This window comes from Rahnella perminowiae (assembly GCF_019049755.1).
In the GTDB taxonomy this organism is placed as follows: Bacteria; Pseudomonadota; Gammaproteobacteria; order Enterobacterales; family Enterobacteriaceae; genus Rahnella; species Rahnella perminowiae.
This window is the reverse complement of record NZ_JAFMOS010000621.1, coordinates 1-16867: the sequence shown is the minus strand read 5'-3', so window position 1 is coordinate 16867 and position 16867 is coordinate 1. Positions and strand designations below refer to the sequence as shown.

Annotated in this window: 13 protein-coding genes and 1 other RNA gene; 5 read left to right on the top strand and 9 right to left on the bottom strand. The window is 53.1% G+C overall.

Translation table 11 applies throughout. The annotated features are described in order from the left end of the window. Positions 1 to 36: 36 nt before the first annotated feature. The 5 genes from J1785_RS21370 to J1785_RS21350 all read right to left on the bottom strand — a co-directional run bounded on the left by J1785_RS21370 (position 37) and on the right by J1785_RS21350 (position 5759). Complete coding sequence (locus J1785_RS21370; RefSeq protein ID WP_205951558.1) at positions 37 to 978, bottom strand: ABC transporter substrate-binding protein; 942 nt, start codon at positions 976 to 978, stop codon at positions 37 to 39. Between the two features lie 77 nt (positions 979 to 1055). Continuing rightward, positions 1056 to 1805: an ABC transporter ATP-binding protein gene (locus tag J1785_RS21365; RefSeq protein WP_129990752.1), complete on the bottom strand. Its 750-nt coding sequence runs from the start codon at positions 1803 to 1805 to the stop codon at positions 1056 to 1058. 273 nt (positions 1806 to 2078) lie between these two features. After that, positions 2079 to 2160, bottom strand: a non-coding RNA gene (locus J1785_RS21360) — RtT sRNA. Positions 2161 to 2537: 377 nt separating this feature from the next. Then, positions 2538 to 4043 (bottom strand): L-arabinose isomerase, encoded by a 1506-nt coding sequence (gene araA, locus J1785_RS21355; protein ID WP_217159477.1) that lies wholly within the window; start codon positions 4041 to 4043, stop codon positions 2538 to 2540. 36 nt (positions 4044 to 4079) lie between these two features. Further along, positions 4080 to 5759 carry a ribulokinase gene (locus J1785_RS21350; protein WP_217220618.1) on the bottom strand — a complete coding sequence of 560 codons (1680 nt, stop codon included), beginning with the start codon at positions 5757 to 5759 and terminating at the stop codon, positions 4080 to 4082. 417 nt (positions 5760 to 6176) lie between these two features. Here J1785_RS21350 and J1785_RS21345 point away from each other — a divergent pair, with 417 nt between their 5' ends. From J1785_RS21345 to araC, 4 genes are all read left to right on the top strand, one after another. Next, the gene (locus J1785_RS21345) at positions 6177 to 7163 is read left to right on the top strand and encodes an arabinose ABC transporter substrate-binding protein (RefSeq protein WP_015697441.1); all 987 of its coding nucleotides are present in this window, start codon (positions 6177 to 6179) and stop codon (positions 7161 to 7163) included. Between the two features lie 248 nt (positions 7164 to 7411). Continuing rightward, complete coding sequence (araG, locus tag J1785_RS21340) at positions 7412 to 8998, top strand: L-arabinose ABC transporter ATP-binding protein AraG (protein ID WP_129951229.1); 1587 nt, start codon at positions 7412 to 7414, stop codon at positions 8996 to 8998. A gap of 17 nt (positions 8999 to 9015) precedes the next feature. Continuing rightward, positions 9016 to 10020 carry an L-arabinose ABC transporter permease AraH gene (araH, locus tag J1785_RS21335; RefSeq protein ID WP_013575455.1) on the top strand — a complete coding sequence of 335 codons (1005 nt, stop codon included), beginning with the start codon at positions 9016 to 9018 and terminating at the stop codon, positions 10018 to 10020. 176 nt (positions 10021 to 10196) lie between these two features. Then, the gene (gene araC, locus J1785_RS21330) at positions 10197 to 11132 is read left to right on the top strand and encodes an arabinose operon transcriptional regulator AraC (RefSeq protein ID WP_095922099.1); all 936 of its coding nucleotides are present in this window, start codon (positions 10197 to 10199) and stop codon (positions 11130 to 11132) included. Between the two features lie 34 nt (positions 11133 to 11166). Here the strand turns inward: araC and uxuA are convergent, their stop codons facing one another. Then, entirely contained in the window at positions 11167 to 12351 is a 1185-nt protein-coding gene (gene uxuA, locus J1785_RS21325; RefSeq protein WP_129990751.1) for a mannonate dehydratase, read from the bottom strand. Between the two features lie 197 nt (positions 12352 to 12548). Between uxuA and J1785_RS21320 the strand changes: the two genes are divergently transcribed. Next, a complete protein-coding gene (locus J1785_RS21320) occupies positions 12549 to 13247 on the top strand; it encodes a FadR/GntR family transcriptional regulator (protein ID WP_129951231.1) in 699 nt (232 codons plus the stop codon). An 88-nt stretch (positions 13248 to 13335) separates the two neighbouring features. On the opposite strand, the gene bcsG is transcribed toward J1785_RS21320, so the two are convergent. From bcsG to bcsE, 3 genes are read right to left on the bottom strand one after another with little or no spacing between them, the layout of a single operon-like run. Then, a complete protein-coding gene (bcsG, locus tag J1785_RS21315) occupies positions 13336 to 14982 on the bottom strand; it encodes a cellulose biosynthesis protein BcsG (RefSeq protein ID WP_217220615.1) in 1647 nt (548 codons plus the stop codon). Further along, positions 14979 to 15212 (bottom strand): cellulose biosynthesis protein BcsF, encoded by a 234-nt coding sequence (gene bcsF, locus J1785_RS21310; RefSeq protein ID WP_217220612.1) that lies wholly within the window; start codon positions 15210 to 15212, stop codon positions 14979 to 14981. Before bcsF ends, bcsG begins: the two co-directional genes overlap by 4 nt. A 4-nt stretch (positions 15213 to 15216) precedes the next feature. Next, positions 15217 to 16815, bottom strand: a complete 1599-nt coding sequence (bcsE, locus tag J1785_RS21305) for a cellulose biosynthesis protein BcsE (protein ID WP_217220609.1) — start codon at positions 16813 to 16815, stop codon at positions 15217 to 15219. Between the last annotated feature and the right edge of the window lie 52 nt (positions 16816 to 16867).

Here is a 16867-nt window from a genome sequence, read left to right as displayed (position 1 = left end):
AAAGCGGGCTGTAATGGTTAACAGCCCGTGAAAGGATTACTGCGGGCTGAACAGCTTCGCAAAACGGTCGAGAACGTCTTTACGTGACGCAGAAGCCTGAGAAACTTCCGGAAGCAATTTCAGTGACTTAAACAACGGACGTCTGGCGTCGATATCGGTACGGGCCGGCATCAGCCAGGCATCAGCCACCATTTTCTGGCCTTCAGGCGACAGTGCGTAATCGATAAAGGCTTTCGCTTCTTTTGGCTGCTGGCTGGATTTGAGGATCATCATCGGGCGCGGCGCGATGACCGTTCCGCTGTCCGGGAAAATCACTTTTACGGATTCGCCGTCCTGCATGCTGGCGTAAGATACATAATCAACCGCACCAAAGACGGCGGCTTTTGCACCCTGTAAGACCGGCGTCAGCGCTTGTGCGTTGGGTCCCGCTATGATCATGCCGTTGGCTTTCAGATCCTCAAACAGTTTCCAGGCCTGCTGTGCGTGGGCATTTTGTAACCCGATCAGCAAATCCAGAGACGCACCGGAAAGCGACGGATCCGGCGTAGTGACTTTGTCTTTGAATTCCGGTTTGGCTAAATCGCCCCAGTCTTTAGGCTCGGTAGTACCACTTTTGGTATTCCATACGATACCCAGGGCGGAAATTCCCTGTGCGACGTAATACGGTGTTTTAAACTGCGCCGGAACCTTTTCTGCGTTCGGGCTTTGGTATCCGAGCAACCAGCCGCGCTGTTCGAGATCGGTGGCGGTATCCCAGGATGCTGAGATAAGGATGTCGGCGCGCGGGTTTGCCTGTTCTGCTTCCAGACGCGCCATCACTTTGCCGGTCGTTGCCTGGAACACATCCACTTTTATGCCGGTTTGCTTTTCATATCCGGCTGCCAGTTTTTTTGCCAGAGAGCCCGGCCCGGCGGTGTAGAGCGTCAGCGCCTGTGCACTGCCTGCTGCCATTGCGAGAGAAAGAGTCATTGCTGTCATTACGCCTGTTTGGATACGGGAAAACGTTTTGGAGGTTTTATTGTGTGTGCGGTTCATCATTTTCATTCCATCAAAGGTTAAGCAACAAAAGGTGAAACAACGGAAGGGTCAATCGGGTCAACGCTGGCGATTGCGCCTTTGTCCATGCGCGCAATGCAGTGTGCGAGTGCACGAGCTTCGTGCTGATCGTGGGTGACATACACCGCCGTAGTGCCGAGTTGGCGCAACAGGGTTGCCATTTCCTCGCACAGGCTTTCCCGCAGATCGCGGTCAAGATTCGACAGCGGCTCGTCGAACAGTAAAATTCGCGGCTCGGCAACGATGGCCCTCGCCAGTGCCACGCGCTGTTGTTGGCCACCGGAAAGCTCAGAAGGGCGTCTTGAAGCGAAACCCGCCAACCCGACGCGTTCCAGCGCTGCCATCACTTTCTCCTGCTGCGCTGCACCCCGGATATTGCGCATCTGCAACGGGAATGCGACGTTCTGCTGTACGGTCATATGCGGCCACAATGCATAATCCTGAAACGCCATGCCGAGATGGCGTTTTTCCGGTGGCACATTGATTTTTCCGCTGGCGACAATTTCGCCATCGAAACTGATCTGCCCCGACGCCGGATGCAGCAATCCTGCCAACATTTTCAGCAGCGTACTTTTACCGCAACCGGAAGGGCCAAGCAGGGCGAGGATAGTGCCTTCGGGCACCGATAAATTAACGCGATTGAGTACCGGGTGACTCCCAAAGAAATGGGAGACCTCATGGATGGCGATAGCGGGAGGAGAAGACATGCGCGCAGGCGCATTCCCGCTGATGGTAGCTGGAATGATCATGGTGGGGAACTATCCTCTTTGGGACTTAATTGTGCTGGTGAGCGTAAAGGGGGAATGTGACGGACGGATGACAACACCTTGGGGTGCCACCCAAACTGGCCTTAAGGTCAAAACCGTGGGCGTCGGCCCACACCGACCAGAGACCTGGTAACGCGCGGGCCTCTGGACTCCGCGCTTTTTCACTGCGCGCTGTCGCGGGTATGACGGACATGTTCTGATGCATTGGTGAGTGGCGCAAAATGTCATCGCTTCGCGATTCCCGAATTTCAGGTTTACTCGGCCTACGGCCTCGCCCTTCGGGCCGTCACTTCGTGACGTTGTCTCGCTCCGCTCGGCTCGAGCCATAGGTCTCGAACCATTCATTCGGTGCCATTTTTGATCACGCCATTGCACCTTCTAAAACAGATGGTTTTTTGTTTTGAACTTAAGATTGTGCGGGCGGTTCAGAAAGCTTGCTGAATGAGAGGTTGCAGACCTGAGGCTGCAATCCCGAAATGAAGGTACCGCGCAGCGGCAAGATTTCCAGCCTGTCGCAATGGTTGCTGAAACATAGCCAGCGAGCGAAGCGCGTGTTGAAAAAGCGTGGGGAAATCCAAAAGGGGAAAAGCACTTTCCCCTTTTGGGCGGTTTCGGCGCAGCGTGTTATATGATCACCGCACGTAAGAAACCGAAATGTTTTCGATCTGTTTTAGCAGTGTTAGCCGCAATTTGCAGCGGCTTTCTGCAAATAAATCAGCGATTGCAAAGCTTGTAATACACCTCATTCCACCGGATCTGATTCTTAAAGTCCGGCAGCGTCGTCTCGTTATCAATCACCAGCAGTTCAATCCCGGAAAGCTCTGCATATAACCGCAGCGCGTCGATATCGAGTGCCTGTGAGAACACGGTATGGTGTGCGCCGCCGCCGAGGATCCAGGCTTCTGCTGCTGTCGCCAGTGATGGCTGGGCTTTCCAGATAGCGCGGGCAACCGGCAGTTTTGGCAGCGGATGCGGTTGTTCGATGGTATCCACCAGGTTGACCAGAAGACGGAAGCGGTCGCCCATATCGATGACGCTGGCATTGACCGCCGGACCCGCTGGCGTGGAGAAAATCAGACGTGCCGGATCCGCTTTACCACCTATGCCGAGATATTGCGCGTCAAGCAGCGGTTTCTCTTCTTTGGCAATCGACGGACACACTTCCAGCATGTGCGAGCCCACCACCAGATCACTGCCCGGCTTGAAGTGGTAGGTGTAATCCTCCATGAAAGACGTGCCGCCTTTCAGACCGCTGGCCATCACTTTCATGATGCGCAGCAGGGCAGATGTTTTCCAGTCACCCTCGCCACCAAAGCCGTAGCCTTTCTGCATCAGACGCTGAACGGCCAGCCCCGGCAGTTGTTTCATACCGTGCAGGTCTTCAAAGTTGGTCGTGAACGCGCCGAATTTACCCTGCTCGAGGAAGCGGGTCATGCCGAGTTCAATTTTGGCGGCATCCAGCAGATTTTCACGACGTTCGCCGTTGAGTTTTACCGCATCCGTCAGACGATAGGTGGCTTCGTATTCTTCTACCAGCGTATCGACGTCGCCTTTGCTGACTTCGTTGATTACGCTGACCAGGTCACCAATACCGTAGGCGCTGATGCTGTAACCGAACTGGATTTGCGCAGCCACTTTATCGCCTTCGGTGACCGCAACTTCACGCATGTTATCGCCAAAACGTGCCACTTTCAGATGCTGGCTTTCGTTTTTCGCGGCAGCAACCCGCATCCACTGAGCGATACGGCGATGAGATTCGCCGTCCTGCCAGTGACCGGCCACTACGCTATGTTGCTGGCGCATACGGGCACCGATGAAGCCGAATTCACGGCCACCGTGCGCAGTCTGGTTCAGGTTCATGAAATCCATGTCCATGGTTTCCCAGGGGATTTCGGCGTTGAACTGGGTATGGAACTGCATCAGCGGCTTATGCAGAATGCTCAGCCCGGCGATCCACATTTTGGCCGGTGAGAACGTATGCAGCCAGGTGATGATGCCCACACAGGCATTGTCATAGTTAGCTTCACGGCATAACGCGGTGATTTCGTCCGGCGTGGTCACCAGCGGTTTGAGCACCAGTTTGATCGGCAACCCGGCTTCGCTGTTCAGGCTACTGACCACCTTCTCGGCGTTCTCTTTTACCTGACGTAATGCCTGGGGACCGTACAGATGCTGACTGCCAATGGCGAACCACACTTCGAGATGTTTAAACGCGTCCATTTATGACTCCTGAATATCGGATAGGTAAAATACGAATTAATGTGCCGGTTTTGCTGCAAACAGTGGTTCTGTCGTGGCACACCATTGCTGATAACGTGTGTACAGACGCTGATATTGCTCAACGCGCTGCGGATCCGGCAGCAGTGTGTGTTCAATGCTACAGGCCATTTTTTCCTGAGCGGCAGGGACATCGTTGAATTCCCCGGCGGCGACAGCGGCAAAAATCGCGGCACCCAGCGCGCAGCACTGATCCGAGGCGACAATTTGCAGCGGACGGTTCATGGCATCAGCACAAACCTGCATGATGACCGGCGATTTACGTGCGATGCCGCCGAGGGTCAGCACGTTTTCCACCGGAATATCCTGCTGTTCGAAACATTCCATGATGGCGCGTGCGCCAAAAGCGGTCGCCGCAATAAAACCGCCGAACAGTTCCGGCGCCTCTGTGCCCAGATTGATATCGGTAATGACACCTTTCAGACGCTGGTTGGCAAACGGTGTGCGGCGGCCGTTAAACCAGTCGAGCACCAGCGGCAGATGATCCAGTTTCGGATTTGCCGCCCAGGCCGCAGTGAGATCGGTAAGCAGATTTTTTTGCAGGCTGGTCAGTTGCGGTGCCATTTCAGGATGCGCTTTGGCTGCCTGAATCAGCGGCCAGCTCAGCAGACGGCTGAACCAGGCATACATGTCGCCGAAAGCGGATTGTCCGGCTTCCATTCCGATCATGTCCGGTACCACGCTGCCTTCGACCTGCCCGCAGATGCCGGCAATAGCACGGTCATTGACGCGTTCTTTATCGGCAATGAGAATGTCGCAGGTGGAAGTGCCGATCACTTTGACCAGCGTATAAGGTTGTGCACCCGCGCCGACGGCGCCCATATGGCAGTCGAATGCACCGCCCGACAGCACCACGCTGGCCGGTAAGCCAAGACGTTCGGCCCATTCAGGCGTGAGTGTGCCAACAGCCTGTTCGGCGGTAACGGTATCGGTAAACAGCGGATACGGCAGATGTTCAACCAGCAACGGATCAAGTGCGGCAAAGAAATCTTTGGGTGGCAGACCGCCCCATGACGGATGCCAGAGCATTTTATGTCCGGCGCTGCAACGTCCGCGCACCACTTTATCCGGCGCGGTGGTGCCGGAAAGCAGGGCGGGCACCCAGTCGCACAATTCGACCCATGATGCGGCGGCTTGTTTAACCGCCGCATCTTCACGCGATACATGCAGGATTTTTGCCCAGAACCATTCTGAGGAATAAACGCCGCCGATATAACGGGAATAGTCAGGGAAATTGCCGCTGCGACAAAGACGGTTGATCTCTTCGGCTTCTTCTATGGCTGTGTGATCTTTCCAGAGCACGAACATGGCGTTGGGGTTTTCGGCGAATTCCGGTTTCAGCGCCAGAATGTTGCCTTCTTTATCGACAGGGGCGGGGGTTGAACCGGTGGAATCAACACCGATACCCACCACGCGCGCAGCACGTTCGCTGCCCAGACGTTGCACCACATTTTTAATCGCCTGTTCCATTGCCTCTATGTAGTCGAGCGGGTGGTGGCGGAACTGATTTTTTGCCGCATCACAATAGCGACCTTCATTCCAGCGCGGATAATAAACCACATCGGTTTCCATCTCGGCACCGGTCTGGCAATCCACTGCCAGGGCACGGACGGAATCGCTGCCAAAATCAAGACCAAGAGCAATCGCACCTTGCGTCATTCTTTCTCACTCCTTCAGGTTTGCCGTAGTCATTACGGCGGCGAATCGAATTGCTCTAACAGTAGGAGGATGCAAAAAAGTGAGTGAGGAGGCGTTAGCTGGAAGTATGCACAAATCTGCTCCCAATGATGTTTCTGTGAGGTTGGTCAAATGTTAGCGTTTGGCTAAAATCGCTATATCTATGCACAAACCTGCTGTTTTCCCGCCGTGTGATAGCGCTCTACATTCCGTTGCAAAATTACCGCTAAAACTTAACCCGTCTTACAAGAGAGTGTGACGTAAATCCTCTATAAAACCGGACTTCGCCGCACTTTCACTTTGTTTCTTTACGCTACTGATAACGTTTTCACGATTGCGGTAAACCACCCGATGTAAGACTGCGATTGTGAAAAACAACAATAAAAGTCGGAGAACATCATGCATAAATTCACTAAGGCATTAGCGGCGGTCGGGTTAGCTGCCCTTATGTCACATTCAGCTATGGCAGCCGAGAATCCGAAGCTGGGATTCCTGGTTAAACAGCCGGAAGAGCCGTGGTTCCAGACTGAATGGCGGTTCGCAGATAAAGCCGGTAAGGATCTCCACTTCGACGTCATTAAAATCGCCGTGCCGGATGGTGAAAAAACGTTGAATGCGATTGACAGCCTGGCGGCCAACGGGGCGAAAGGTTTTGTCATCTGTACGCCGGATCCGCGTCTCGGACCTGCCATCATGGCGAAAGCGCGCAGCTATGACATGAAAGTGATCCAGGTGGATGACCAGTTTGTGAATGCCAAAGGCAAGCCAATGGAAGAAGTGCCGTTAGTTATGATGGCCGCGACCAAAATCGGCGAACGTCAGGGGCAGGAACTGTACAAAGAAATGCAAAAACGTGGCTGGAAAGTGGCTGATACCGGGGTGATGGCCATTACGGCAGATGAACTCGATACGGCGCGCCGCCGCACCTCCGGTTCGATGGATGCGTTGAAAGCAGCCGGATTCCCGGAAAAACAAATCTATAAAGTCCCGACCAAATCTAACGACATACCGGGCGCACTGGATGCCGGTAACTCCCTGCTGGTGCAACATCCTGAAGTGAAAAACTGGCTGATCATCGGCATGAACGACAACACGGTATTAGGTGGCGTTCGTGCAACCGAAGGTCAGGGCTTTAAAGCCGCTAACGTCATCGGCATCGGCATCAACGGCGTGGATGCGGTGAATGAGTTGTCAAAAAGTGCCCAAACCGGTTTCTACGGTTCCCTGTTACCTAGCCCGGATATCCATGGTTACAAAAGTATCCAGATGCTGAATGAATGGGTCACCAAAGGCGTTGAACCACCGAAATTTACTGAAGTGACGGATGTTGTCCTCATCACCCGCGATAACTTCAAAGAAGAGTTGAAGAAGAAAGGTCTTATGTGATCTTCAGATGTGGTTGAAACAAGCAATACCCCTAAATAATTCGAGTTGCAGGAAGGCGGCAAGTGAGCGAGTCCCGATGAGCTTACATAAGTAAGTGATTCGGGTGAGTAAGCGTAGCCAACGCATCTGCGACTTGAAGTATGAAGGGGAGAGACGCTGCTGCAGAGTGGACGACAGGAAGTTTTACGAACTGTTTTCTGCTGTGCAGCGGCGTGCATCCATACTTAATCAACTTCCAGGTAGCCACTATGACTCAGCAATCTTTCGATAATAAGACGCCTTTGCTGACACCGTCCCTGACGGAGTTTGATGCGGCCAGGCCGTATCTGGAATTCCATGACATTGGCAAAACTTTTCCTGGCGTGAAAGCGCTGGACGGGATTTCTTTCAATTGTTATGCCGGGCAGATCCATGCGCTGATGGGCGAAAACGGCGCGGGTAAATCTACGCTGTTGAAAATCCTCAGCGGGAACTATCAGCCTTCCCAGGGCAATATTCACATCAAAGGCCAGCCGGTCGCATTCAGCCATACCACGGATGCGCTCGATGCCGGTGTGGCGATTATTTATCAGGAATTACATCTGGTGCCGGAAATGACGGTGGCAGAGAACATTTATCTCGGCCAGTTACCGAGCAAACATGGTTTCGTGAACCGAAAATTGCTGCGTTACGAAGCCAAAATTCAGCTTGAACATCTCGGACTGGATATCGACCCCGATACGCCGCTGAAATATCTTTCCATCGGCCAGTGGCAGATGGTTGAAATTGCTAAAGCGCTGGCACGTAATGCCAAAATTATTGCGTTCGATGAGCCGACCAGTTCACTTTCCGCCCGTGAAATTGAACAGTTATTCCGTGTTATCCGTGAGTTACGTGCTGAAGGGCGCGTGATTTTATATGTCTCGCACCGCATGGAAGAAATTTTCGCATTAAGTGACGCTGTCACTGTTTTCAAAGACGGGCGTTATGTCCGCACTTTCGACGATATGACGCAGGTGGATAACAGCAAACTGGTGCAGGCGATGGTTGGCCGTAATCTCGATGACATTTACGGTTACGCACCGCGTCCGCATGGTGAAATCCGCCTTGAACTGGAAGAGGTGAAAGCACCGGGCGTGAGAACACCGGTCAGCCTCACTGTACGCCAGGGTGAAATCGTCGGCCTGTTCGGGCTGGTGGGCGCAGGGCGCAGTGAGCTGATGAAAGGCTTATTCGGCGGCACGCGGATTACCGGTGGCACCGTCCGGCTCGACGGCGTAGCGCTGAATATCCGCAAACCGGCGGATGCTATCCGCCAGGGCATCATGCTATGTCCGGAAGACCGCAAGGCTGACGGCATCATTCCTGTGCACTCGGTGCGTGACAACATCAACATCAGCGCCCGTCGCAAAACAGTCAAAGCAGGGTGTCTGATCAACAACGCCTGGGAAGCGAAGAATGCGCGTAAACATATTGATGCGCTGAATATCAAAACCCCCAGCGATCAGCAACTGATCATGAATCTTTCGGGGGGTAATCAGCAAAAGGCCATTCTGGGTCGCTGGTTATCGGAAGAAATGAAAGTCATTTTGCTGGATGAACCGACGCGCGGTATTGACGTTGGTGCTAAGCATGAAATCTACAATGTGATTTATTCACTGGCAAAACAAGGCATTGCGGTGCTGTTTGCGTCCAGTGATTTACCGGAAGTGCTGGGTCTGGCCGACAGGATTGTGGTGATGCGCGAAGGTGCAATCTCCGGCGAACTGTTGCATGACGACGCCACCGAAGAAAAAGCGCTGGGGCTCGCCATGTTGCGGACACCCGTTCTTGATTCTGCCCATGACGCTGCCTGACTGAGGAGCAAAATATTATGTCGAGTATGACGACCAATTCAGCTAAACCGGATCAACCTTCAGCCGCCTCACGCGGCGGCCAGGGGCTGATGCGTATCTGGGACAGTTACGGCATGTTAGTGGTGTTCGCTGTGCTGTTTATTGCCTGTACCATTTTCGTGCCCAACTTCAGTTCTTTCATCAACATGAAAGGGTTAGGGCTGGCGATTTCAATGTCCGGGATGGTGGCTTGCGGGATGCTGTTCTGCCTGGCTTCCGGTGACTTCGATTTGTCAGTTGCGTCGGTGATTGCCTGTGCGGGCGTCACGACCGCCGTGGTAATCAATATGACCGAAAGCTTGTGGATCGGTGTCGCTGCCGGTTTACTGCTCGGTATGCTGACCGGTTTGCTCAACGGTTTTGTTATCGCCCGCCTGAAAATCAATGCGCTGATCACCACGCTTGCCACCATGCAGATCGTGCGCGGTCTGGCGTACATCATTTCCGATGGTAAAGCGGTGGGTATCGAAGACGAACGTTTCTTCACTCTGGGTTACGCCAACTGGCTGGGGTTGCCTGCGCCCATCTGGCTGACGGTCGGTTGTCTGATCATCTTTGGTCTGTTGCTGAACAAAACCACTTTCGGGCGTAACACGCTGGCGATTGGCGGTAATGAAGATGCGGCGCGTCTGGCCGGTGTGCCGGTGGTGCGTACAAAAATCATCATCTTCGTGCTCTCCGGGCTGGTGTCAGCGGCGGCGGGCATCATTCTGGCGTCACGCATGACCAGCGGCCAGCCCATGACCTCACTGGGCTTCGAATTGATCGTTATTTCTGCCTGCGTGCTGGGGGGCGTTTCCCTGAAAGGCGGCATCGGCAAAATTTCCTATGTTGTTTCCGGGATCCTTATTCTGGGTACCGTGGAAAATGCGATGAACCTGCTGAATATTTCTCCGTTCTCGCAGTATGTGGTTCGTGGTTTGATCCTGCTGGCGGCGGTGATCTTTGACCGCTACAAACAGAAAGCGAAAAAGACCGTTTAATCGGGTTTTGTGATAACGCTTTCATCCTGTCATCGTCCGGCATTTAGCGCCATCACGGGTTAAATGCCGGGAAAACGCGTGTTTGTTCACAATATAGTAACCTTTACTGGCAGCGTTTTCACTGCCGGTTAGAATAGATGAAAAGTCCATAGCCATGTGAAGTTTCAGGAGGTTCGATGTATCACCGTATGATTCAGGATCAGCAGCAAAATCCGCTGTTACCGGGTTACAGTTTCAATGCCTATCTGGTCGCCGGTATGACACCAATCCTTGCTGACGGGCCACTGGATTTTGCCATTGACCGTCCCGGCGGCATGAAGGGCTATATCCTTAACCTGACGGTGAAGGGGCAGGGGAAAGTCTTCGACGGGGAAGATACCTTCTACTGCAACCCCGGCGATCTGCTGCTATTCCCGCCGAAAGCCCGTCATCTTTACAGCCGGTCTGCTAACGCTGATTCCTGGTATCACCGCTGGGTTTATTTCCGCCCGCGCGCCTACTGGGCAGACTGGCTCGAATGGCACACCAAAACCCGCGACGTCGGGCGTCTTTCTTTACCGAATAACACTTTGTTGCTGGAATTTGACCGTTTGTTTGCCAACATCGAACAAACGCAGAAATCGGGGCGACGTTTTTGTGAAGAGCTGGGGATGAATCTTCTGGAGCGTTTGTTGCTGCGCGCCATGGAAGAAGATCCGCAGAGCCCGCAAAAAATTATGGATCCGCGTGTTATCGAAGCCTGTCAGTTTATTACCGGCAATCTGGCGGGTGAATTACGGATTGATGAAGTTGCCCGACACGTTTGCCTCTCACCCTCACGGCTGGCGCATTTATTCCGTGAGCAGGTCGGGATCAATATCCTGCGCTGGCGCGAAGATCAGCGGGTAATCCGCGCCAAATTATTATTGCAGACCACACAGGAATCCATCGCGACGATTGGCCGCGTGGTGGGATACGATGATCAGTTGTATTTCTCACGGGTATTCCGGAAGCGTGTCGGGGTGAGCCCGAGTGATTTCCGCCGCCGGAGTGTCGAGATCAACTATCCGGCCAAGCCGTATAAATCCCATCCGTGGCCGGAGCAGGAAAACGCGGTGGCGTATCATTTTTGATTTGTTCTCCCCCTTCGCAGGGGGAGGTGCAAAATTATTGATTAAAGAAGCTCTGTTTCAGTGCCCGCTCCACACCCCGCAGTTCTGCCAGTCCCCGCAGGCGTCCAATCGCTGAATAACCCGGATTGGTTTTCTTATGCAAATCATCCAGCATCTGATGGCCGTGATCCGGACGCATCGGGATAGCGCGCAGATTGCCCGCGCGGCGGCGGGTTTGCTCTTCGGTCAGAATCGCTTTGATTACCGCCACCATATCCACATCACCGTCTAAATGGTCTGCTTCATGGAAGCTTCCCGGTACGTCTTCCCGCTGCGTCGCACGCAGATGAATGAAATGCACGCGGTCGGCATAGGTGGTCATCATTTTCACCAGATCATTATCTTCACGCACGCCGTAAGAACCGGTGCAGAAGCAGAAACCGTTGTGAATACTGTCGACCGTTTCTTTCAGCCATTGCATATCTTCGATGGTGGAAATAATACGCGGCAGGCCGAGGATAGGGCGCGGAGGATCATCAGGGTGAACCGCCAGACTCAATCCACATTGCTCGGCAACCGGCACAATGCTGCGCAGGAAATGCGCCATGTTTTCACGCAATTTCGCTTTATCAATACCGTCGTAAGTGGCCAGACGTGCACGGAACTGATCCAGTGTGTAGCCTTCTTCCGCACCCGGCAAACCGGCAATAATATTAGACACCAGCTGATCTTTATCCGCCTGTGTCATTGCCGCAAAGTATTCGGCCGCTTGTTTTTGCTCATCCGCGCTGTAATAAGAGGTTGCGCCTTCGCGCTTGAGCAGATGCAATTCAAAGGCCGCAAACGCGATATGGTCGAAGCGCAGGGCGCGTGAACCATCCGGCAGTAAATAGCCGAGATCCGTGCGTGTCCAGTCCAGAACCGGCATGAAGTTATAGCAGACTGTATCGATGCCGCATTCCGCCAGGTTGCGGATAGATTGCTGATAGTTAGCAATATGTTTTTCAACATCTCCGCTACGGGTTTTAATTTCCTCATGCACCGGAATGCTTTCCACGACAGACCATACCAGCCCTTTGGCTTCAATTATGGCCTTGCGTTTCTGAATTTCTTCCACCGGCCAGACTTCACCGTTCGGGATATGGTGCAGGGCGGTAACCACGCCGGTTGCGCCAGCCTGACGCACATCATCAAGTGAAACCGGATCGTTCGGGCCGTACCAACGCCATGTCTGTTCCATGTGTTTTCCTTAAAATTGTTAACTGACTGTCTGAATGTAGTTGACGCATGGCCGGTGATAAGTTCAATCTTAATGCGCGGTCTGGTCAGGTGGTCTGCTGGTCAGGCCATCAGACCGACATATGATTCAGCATCAAACCGATCTTTAATGTGATCGGGATAACAGATCTGGGATTCAGCATGAACACGGAGAAAATAATGGCATTACCCACCCTTAAAGTTGAACGGCTGTATCGCCAGATTTCTAATGTCTTGATTAATTGCATTAATACCGGTCAGTTTGCGCCGGGCGCGATGATCCCTTCTGAGCGCGATTTATCCAAACAGCTGGGGGTCAGCCGTTCATCCATTCGTGAAGCCCTGATTGCACTGGAAATCACCGGCTGGGTGGAAATCCGCACCGGCAACGGCGTATATGTCAGCGATCCGCTGCCACAGGCCACACCTGCGGTGCAAACGGTGAATACCGAAGAGGAATTCAGCCTGCAATCACTGGTAAAAGCACGTCAGGTTTATGAATCGATGACAGCAGAACTGGCGGCAATTAACGGCACTGACGATCAGCGCGAAAAGCTAAAAGCCATCGCCCGCGAATTAAACGAACTGAATGCTAATAACGACGCCTTCCTCGAAGCCGATCGCCGCTTTCATATGATGATCAGCGAAATGACCGGCAACGAAGTGCTGCACGATATGATGGGATATTTGTGGGATAAGCGACGTTCACGCCGGTTTATGCGCCTGGAGAGTCATTACACCGAAGTGGATTTTGCCCGTGAAATGAATGCCGATCATCAGGGGATCCTGGACGCCATTTTGGCGAAAGATGGCGCAGGGGCGCGGGCAAGAATGAGCCGCCATTTACAGCATGTGTATGACCAGCTATTTGCAGAGTAAATGAAGATAGCCTAAGCTCCCTCCCTTGCGAAGGGGGGAGCAAAAGAATCTGCCCCTTAAAATTCATGATGTTCCGACCCGGCTTCACTCAGCTCGGATACGGCACCCACCCGCCGCCGTTGAGCCGGATGTAAATTTTTCCCTGATATTCCATCACCACCGAGTTCTCATTTTCTGATACCAGCGGCGTTTGTGGCAGGTTCGAGCCGAAAGTTTTCCAGTCCATTGTCGGGCGGTTAAATACTTTGCCATCGACTGCGCGGGCGACCATTTCTGAAATCGCCTGATAGCTGCTCTGACCCTCGATTTTCATCGGTGACGGCGCATGGGGGGCCTGCATACCAAAGAATTTCACGCCGACCGGAATGTGGGTAATGCCCGGGCTTGGAATGTCACGCAGACCCGATATTTGCATCTTATCGCCAACCAGGGCAGCACCATGCTCGGGCACCACCAGCAGCATGACTTTGCGGCCGGATTTATCCAGCTGATCCATAAAAGTATTCAGCTGATTCAGCAGGGTTTGTGCACGGTTATGGTAATCCGCGCCTTTATTGCTGCCCACATAACGGTTGCCGTCATGCAGCGGGATCAGGTTAAAGAAGGTCGCGGTGCGCGCGGTACCGGCTTTCTCCTGATTTTCCAGCCAGCGGGAGAACAGCTGCCCGTCGTTGAAAATCGGTGTGCCATCAAATGACGTCAGCTCATAACCCAGACCGGCCTGTGACATCAGCGGCGCTTTCATATCGGCATCATCACGCAAGTTATCGATGTAATTACCGAATACACCCGTATGATCCATAGCCAGTTGGGAAGTGAAGCCCAGACGCGCGAGATCGTCAAACAGATAACACTGCTGACCGGCAGGCTGATACAAATCATGATGCGAGGTCTGACCGCAACTGGCGCGCAGCAGGCGGATAGATGCCGGGCCGCTGTAGGCCGTGGCTGAATTAAAATTACTGAAGACAAAATCGAAACGTGACCACAGCGGTGAACTGGAAAGATTCACGGCATCCAGATCTGACCAGGCCAGCGAACAAATGTTGATCACCAGCAGGTCAAACGGCTGTGCATCAGCAGGCAACGCATCAGGGAATTTCGTCGTCTTGCGCCGTTCGTTTTGGTAAAACTGCTCCAGATAAGCGTTCAGATTGGCATTGGTGGGCGGACCATTCACGGTGTTATCCGTGGCTGATGGCGCAACGGTCACCGGTGTCGTCACGGTATTTTGGGCGATAGCCGGGGGCGTATAATGCGCGAAAAATGGCGTGATGAGGCCGCTGAGGTTAAGCCACAGCAGTGCAATAACGGTAAATGTGGTCAGCCGGATCCACTGGGAGATAAACAGATAACCAACCAGCAAAGCGAAACCGACGGCAATCCACTGCCAGTTGATAAAGCGATCGGCCAGTTCAAGCAGATAACTGAAACTGAAACCGGCAACGTCCGCCCCCTGATTGACGATTGAACGCCAGCCGGGCAGCCAGGTATCGTGATACAACAGTGCCAGCCCGAAAGGCAGGGCCAGCCACTGTCTCCAGCGATGCAGGCGCAGTGAACGTAACGGGAACAGCAATACTGCGGCAAAGACAAGATTGCTCAGTGCATCAAAATTCAGATACCCCGTTGAAAGCAAAACAAATTTAAGTAAAAAATAGTAGTTCCAGGCACCCAGGCCGCGCCAGGATTGCCAGATCCGCAAATGCGGTGAAGAGGATTGCGATTCGTTCATAGTGACGTCTTGGATTTCCCTATTGCGGCGGAGGCATCAGCCGGTATACCGGAGCGTTTGCGGCTTTTACTGACGGAGCTGGCTGTTATTCGCGTTAAATAGCGCGGCGAAAGCAAAAGGGCCGCGAAACGGTTTTTCCAGCGAGGTAGCCGGTTGCGCAGTACATATCCTGCCGGGAAAAAAATCACCGCTGCCAGAATAAAAATTTCAATAATATCTCTGATGTCCATGCTGTTACTCCGGTGCCCGAATCACAGGCGAATCGCTCACGGCGAGCGTAACGGGCACGGGTTGGTGCACCTGCGCCCGTTTTAACGGTTCTGTTTTATGTTGCACGTATGTTTCTGCCGCCAGCACCGGTGTTGCCATCGGTGGCCTGGCGGCCAGACGGCGAACTTCTGTCTGGATATCCGGTTCCTGACTCCAGAACGTCTGGCTGGTGAACACTTCTTTGACCGGCAGGCTAAACAGAAATGTCAGCACATTTTCCACATCGCTGACCTGACAGTTCGACAGAAACAGATAAAGATGACGCCCGGTAACGGTCAAAATGTCACCGTCACGGCGCAGCGAACATAAAGACATCGCCTGCTGCGGGCTGATCCCGGCGGCAGGGCGCAGAGAAATTAAAATGCCCCGGGATTCCGTCGCCAGAGAGGCGTGATCCCAAATCTCGCGCATCACCTGGCAAAAAACCGGCAGTGGCAGATAACCCTTATGGTGGGTAGGCAGCCGGCTGTCGAGCAGCAATTCGATATCGTCCGGCACATGCCGGGTATACGTGAGGTTTTGCAGGTCATCCAGCAGGGTCAGGAAGTTGGAAAGGCGTGCCGCCTGCGGGACAACCAGATTCGCGCCACAGGCCTGAAGCAGGCGCTGATCGACATAACGCAAAGAGGCATTCATTTCACGCACGACAATTTTCAAACCCGTGCCGCGCTGCATACGTAAAAGATGAACCTGACGGGCCAGCACTTCCACTTCGTCATTGCCGGTAAGGGCGAAAATGACTGTCGCCGAGCGGGCATGCGCCGCTCGTGCGGCCAGTGCTTCGTTATCGTCAAACAGGAACCAGCGTTCTGAAAGCGCAGGCGCACCTTCAAGCACCGAGCGATCGGCCAGCAACATCCACTGGTCATCGCCGGTTTGGTCGGAAACTGCCGCAGAAACGTTTGTTTGAATTTCCCAGCCGGTGTGGTGGCGTATCAGCGGATAAAGCGTGTTGGCTTGCGCGCCCAGTGTGTCATGCCACCAGGAAATACCCCATTGATTAGGCTCAACATCCGTTTTCAAATCTGCAACGCCGTATATATTGCGGTGGTATAAGTGAAGCTGAGTTTTAACCGCATTAATACCGTTTCCATAGCAGATAATAAGGAGCGTTGTACCTTTATTATGGGTGCCAGAGCTCATTTCACTCAACCAGCGGGCGAATTGTTTATCACTTATCGCCTGCCAGGTACTGACCGGGAGTAATAGAATCATTAAGGAGGCGGAGTGAGCAGGCAGACGATTAATATCGACTGCAAGAGAGAGAAACGCTTTTTTGCCATTCGCTAACTGGTAATAAAAGGTTTTTTTCTGATACTTTTTCAAATAAGTGAGAAGAATGTCGTCATCCGGTACTCTGTTTTCATGTGCAGTGCAAAGTAAATTGTGCTGCGGAAAAAAAACACTGACCGGAACTTCACCTTGCTGAGCCTCAACAGTTTGACCGCAAAGATGATAAGCGGCTTCCTCACTGTCGGTATTAACCCAGTAAAGCCCCTGAGATTGCATCTGGGTTAATCCATTCCAGAATGGTTTCATGCCCAATGAAAAGGAGAGTGCCATATAGTTAATCTGCTTGTGTCATTTTTGATTAAAAGTCTGCTTGGGGCACACC

Coding starts and splice junctions, on each gene's coding strand:
- J1785_RS21370 (WP_205951558.1), bottom strand. CDS start 978: ATGACAGCAATGACTCTTTCTCTCGCAATGGCAGCAGGCAGTGCACAG.
- J1785_RS21365 (WP_129990752.1), bottom strand. CDS start 1,805: ATGATCATTCCAGCTACCATCAGCGGGAATGCGCCTGCGCGCATGTCT.
- araA (WP_217159477.1), bottom strand. CDS start 4,043: ATGGACGCGTTTAAACATCTCGAAGTGTGGTTCGCCATTGGCAGTCAG.
- J1785_RS21350 (WP_217220618.1), bottom strand. CDS start 5,759: ATGACGCAAGGTGCGATTGCTCTTGGTCTTGATTTTGGCAGCGATTCC.
- J1785_RS21345 (WP_015697441.1), top strand. CDS start 6,177: ATGCATAAATTCACTAAGGCATTAGCGGCGGTCGGGTTAGCTGCCCTT.
- araG (WP_129951229.1), top strand. CDS start 7,412: ATGACTCAGCAATCTTTCGATAATAAGACGCCTTTGCTGACACCGTCC.
- araH (WP_013575455.1), top strand. CDS start 9,016: ATGTCGAGTATGACGACCAATTCAGCTAAACCGGATCAACCTTCAGCC.
- araC (WP_095922099.1), top strand. CDS start 10,197: ATGTATCACCGTATGATTCAGGATCAGCAGCAAAATCCGCTGTTACCG.
- uxuA (WP_129990751.1), bottom strand. CDS start 12,351: ATGGAACAGACATGGCGTTGGTACGGCCCGAACGATCCGGTTTCACTT.
- J1785_RS21320 (WP_129951231.1), top strand. CDS start 12,549: ATGGCATTACCCACCCTTAAAGTTGAACGGCTGTATCGCCAGATTTCT.
- bcsG (WP_217220615.1), bottom strand. CDS start 14,982: ATGAACGAATCGCAATCCTCTTCACCGCATTTGCGGATCTGGCAATCC.
- bcsF (WP_217220612.1), bottom strand. CDS start 15,212: ATGGACATCAGAGATATTATTGAAATTTTTATTCTGGCAGCGGTGATT.
- bcsE (WP_217220609.1), bottom strand. CDS start 16,815: ATGGCACTCTCCTTTTCATTGGGCATGAAACCATTCTGGAATGGATTA.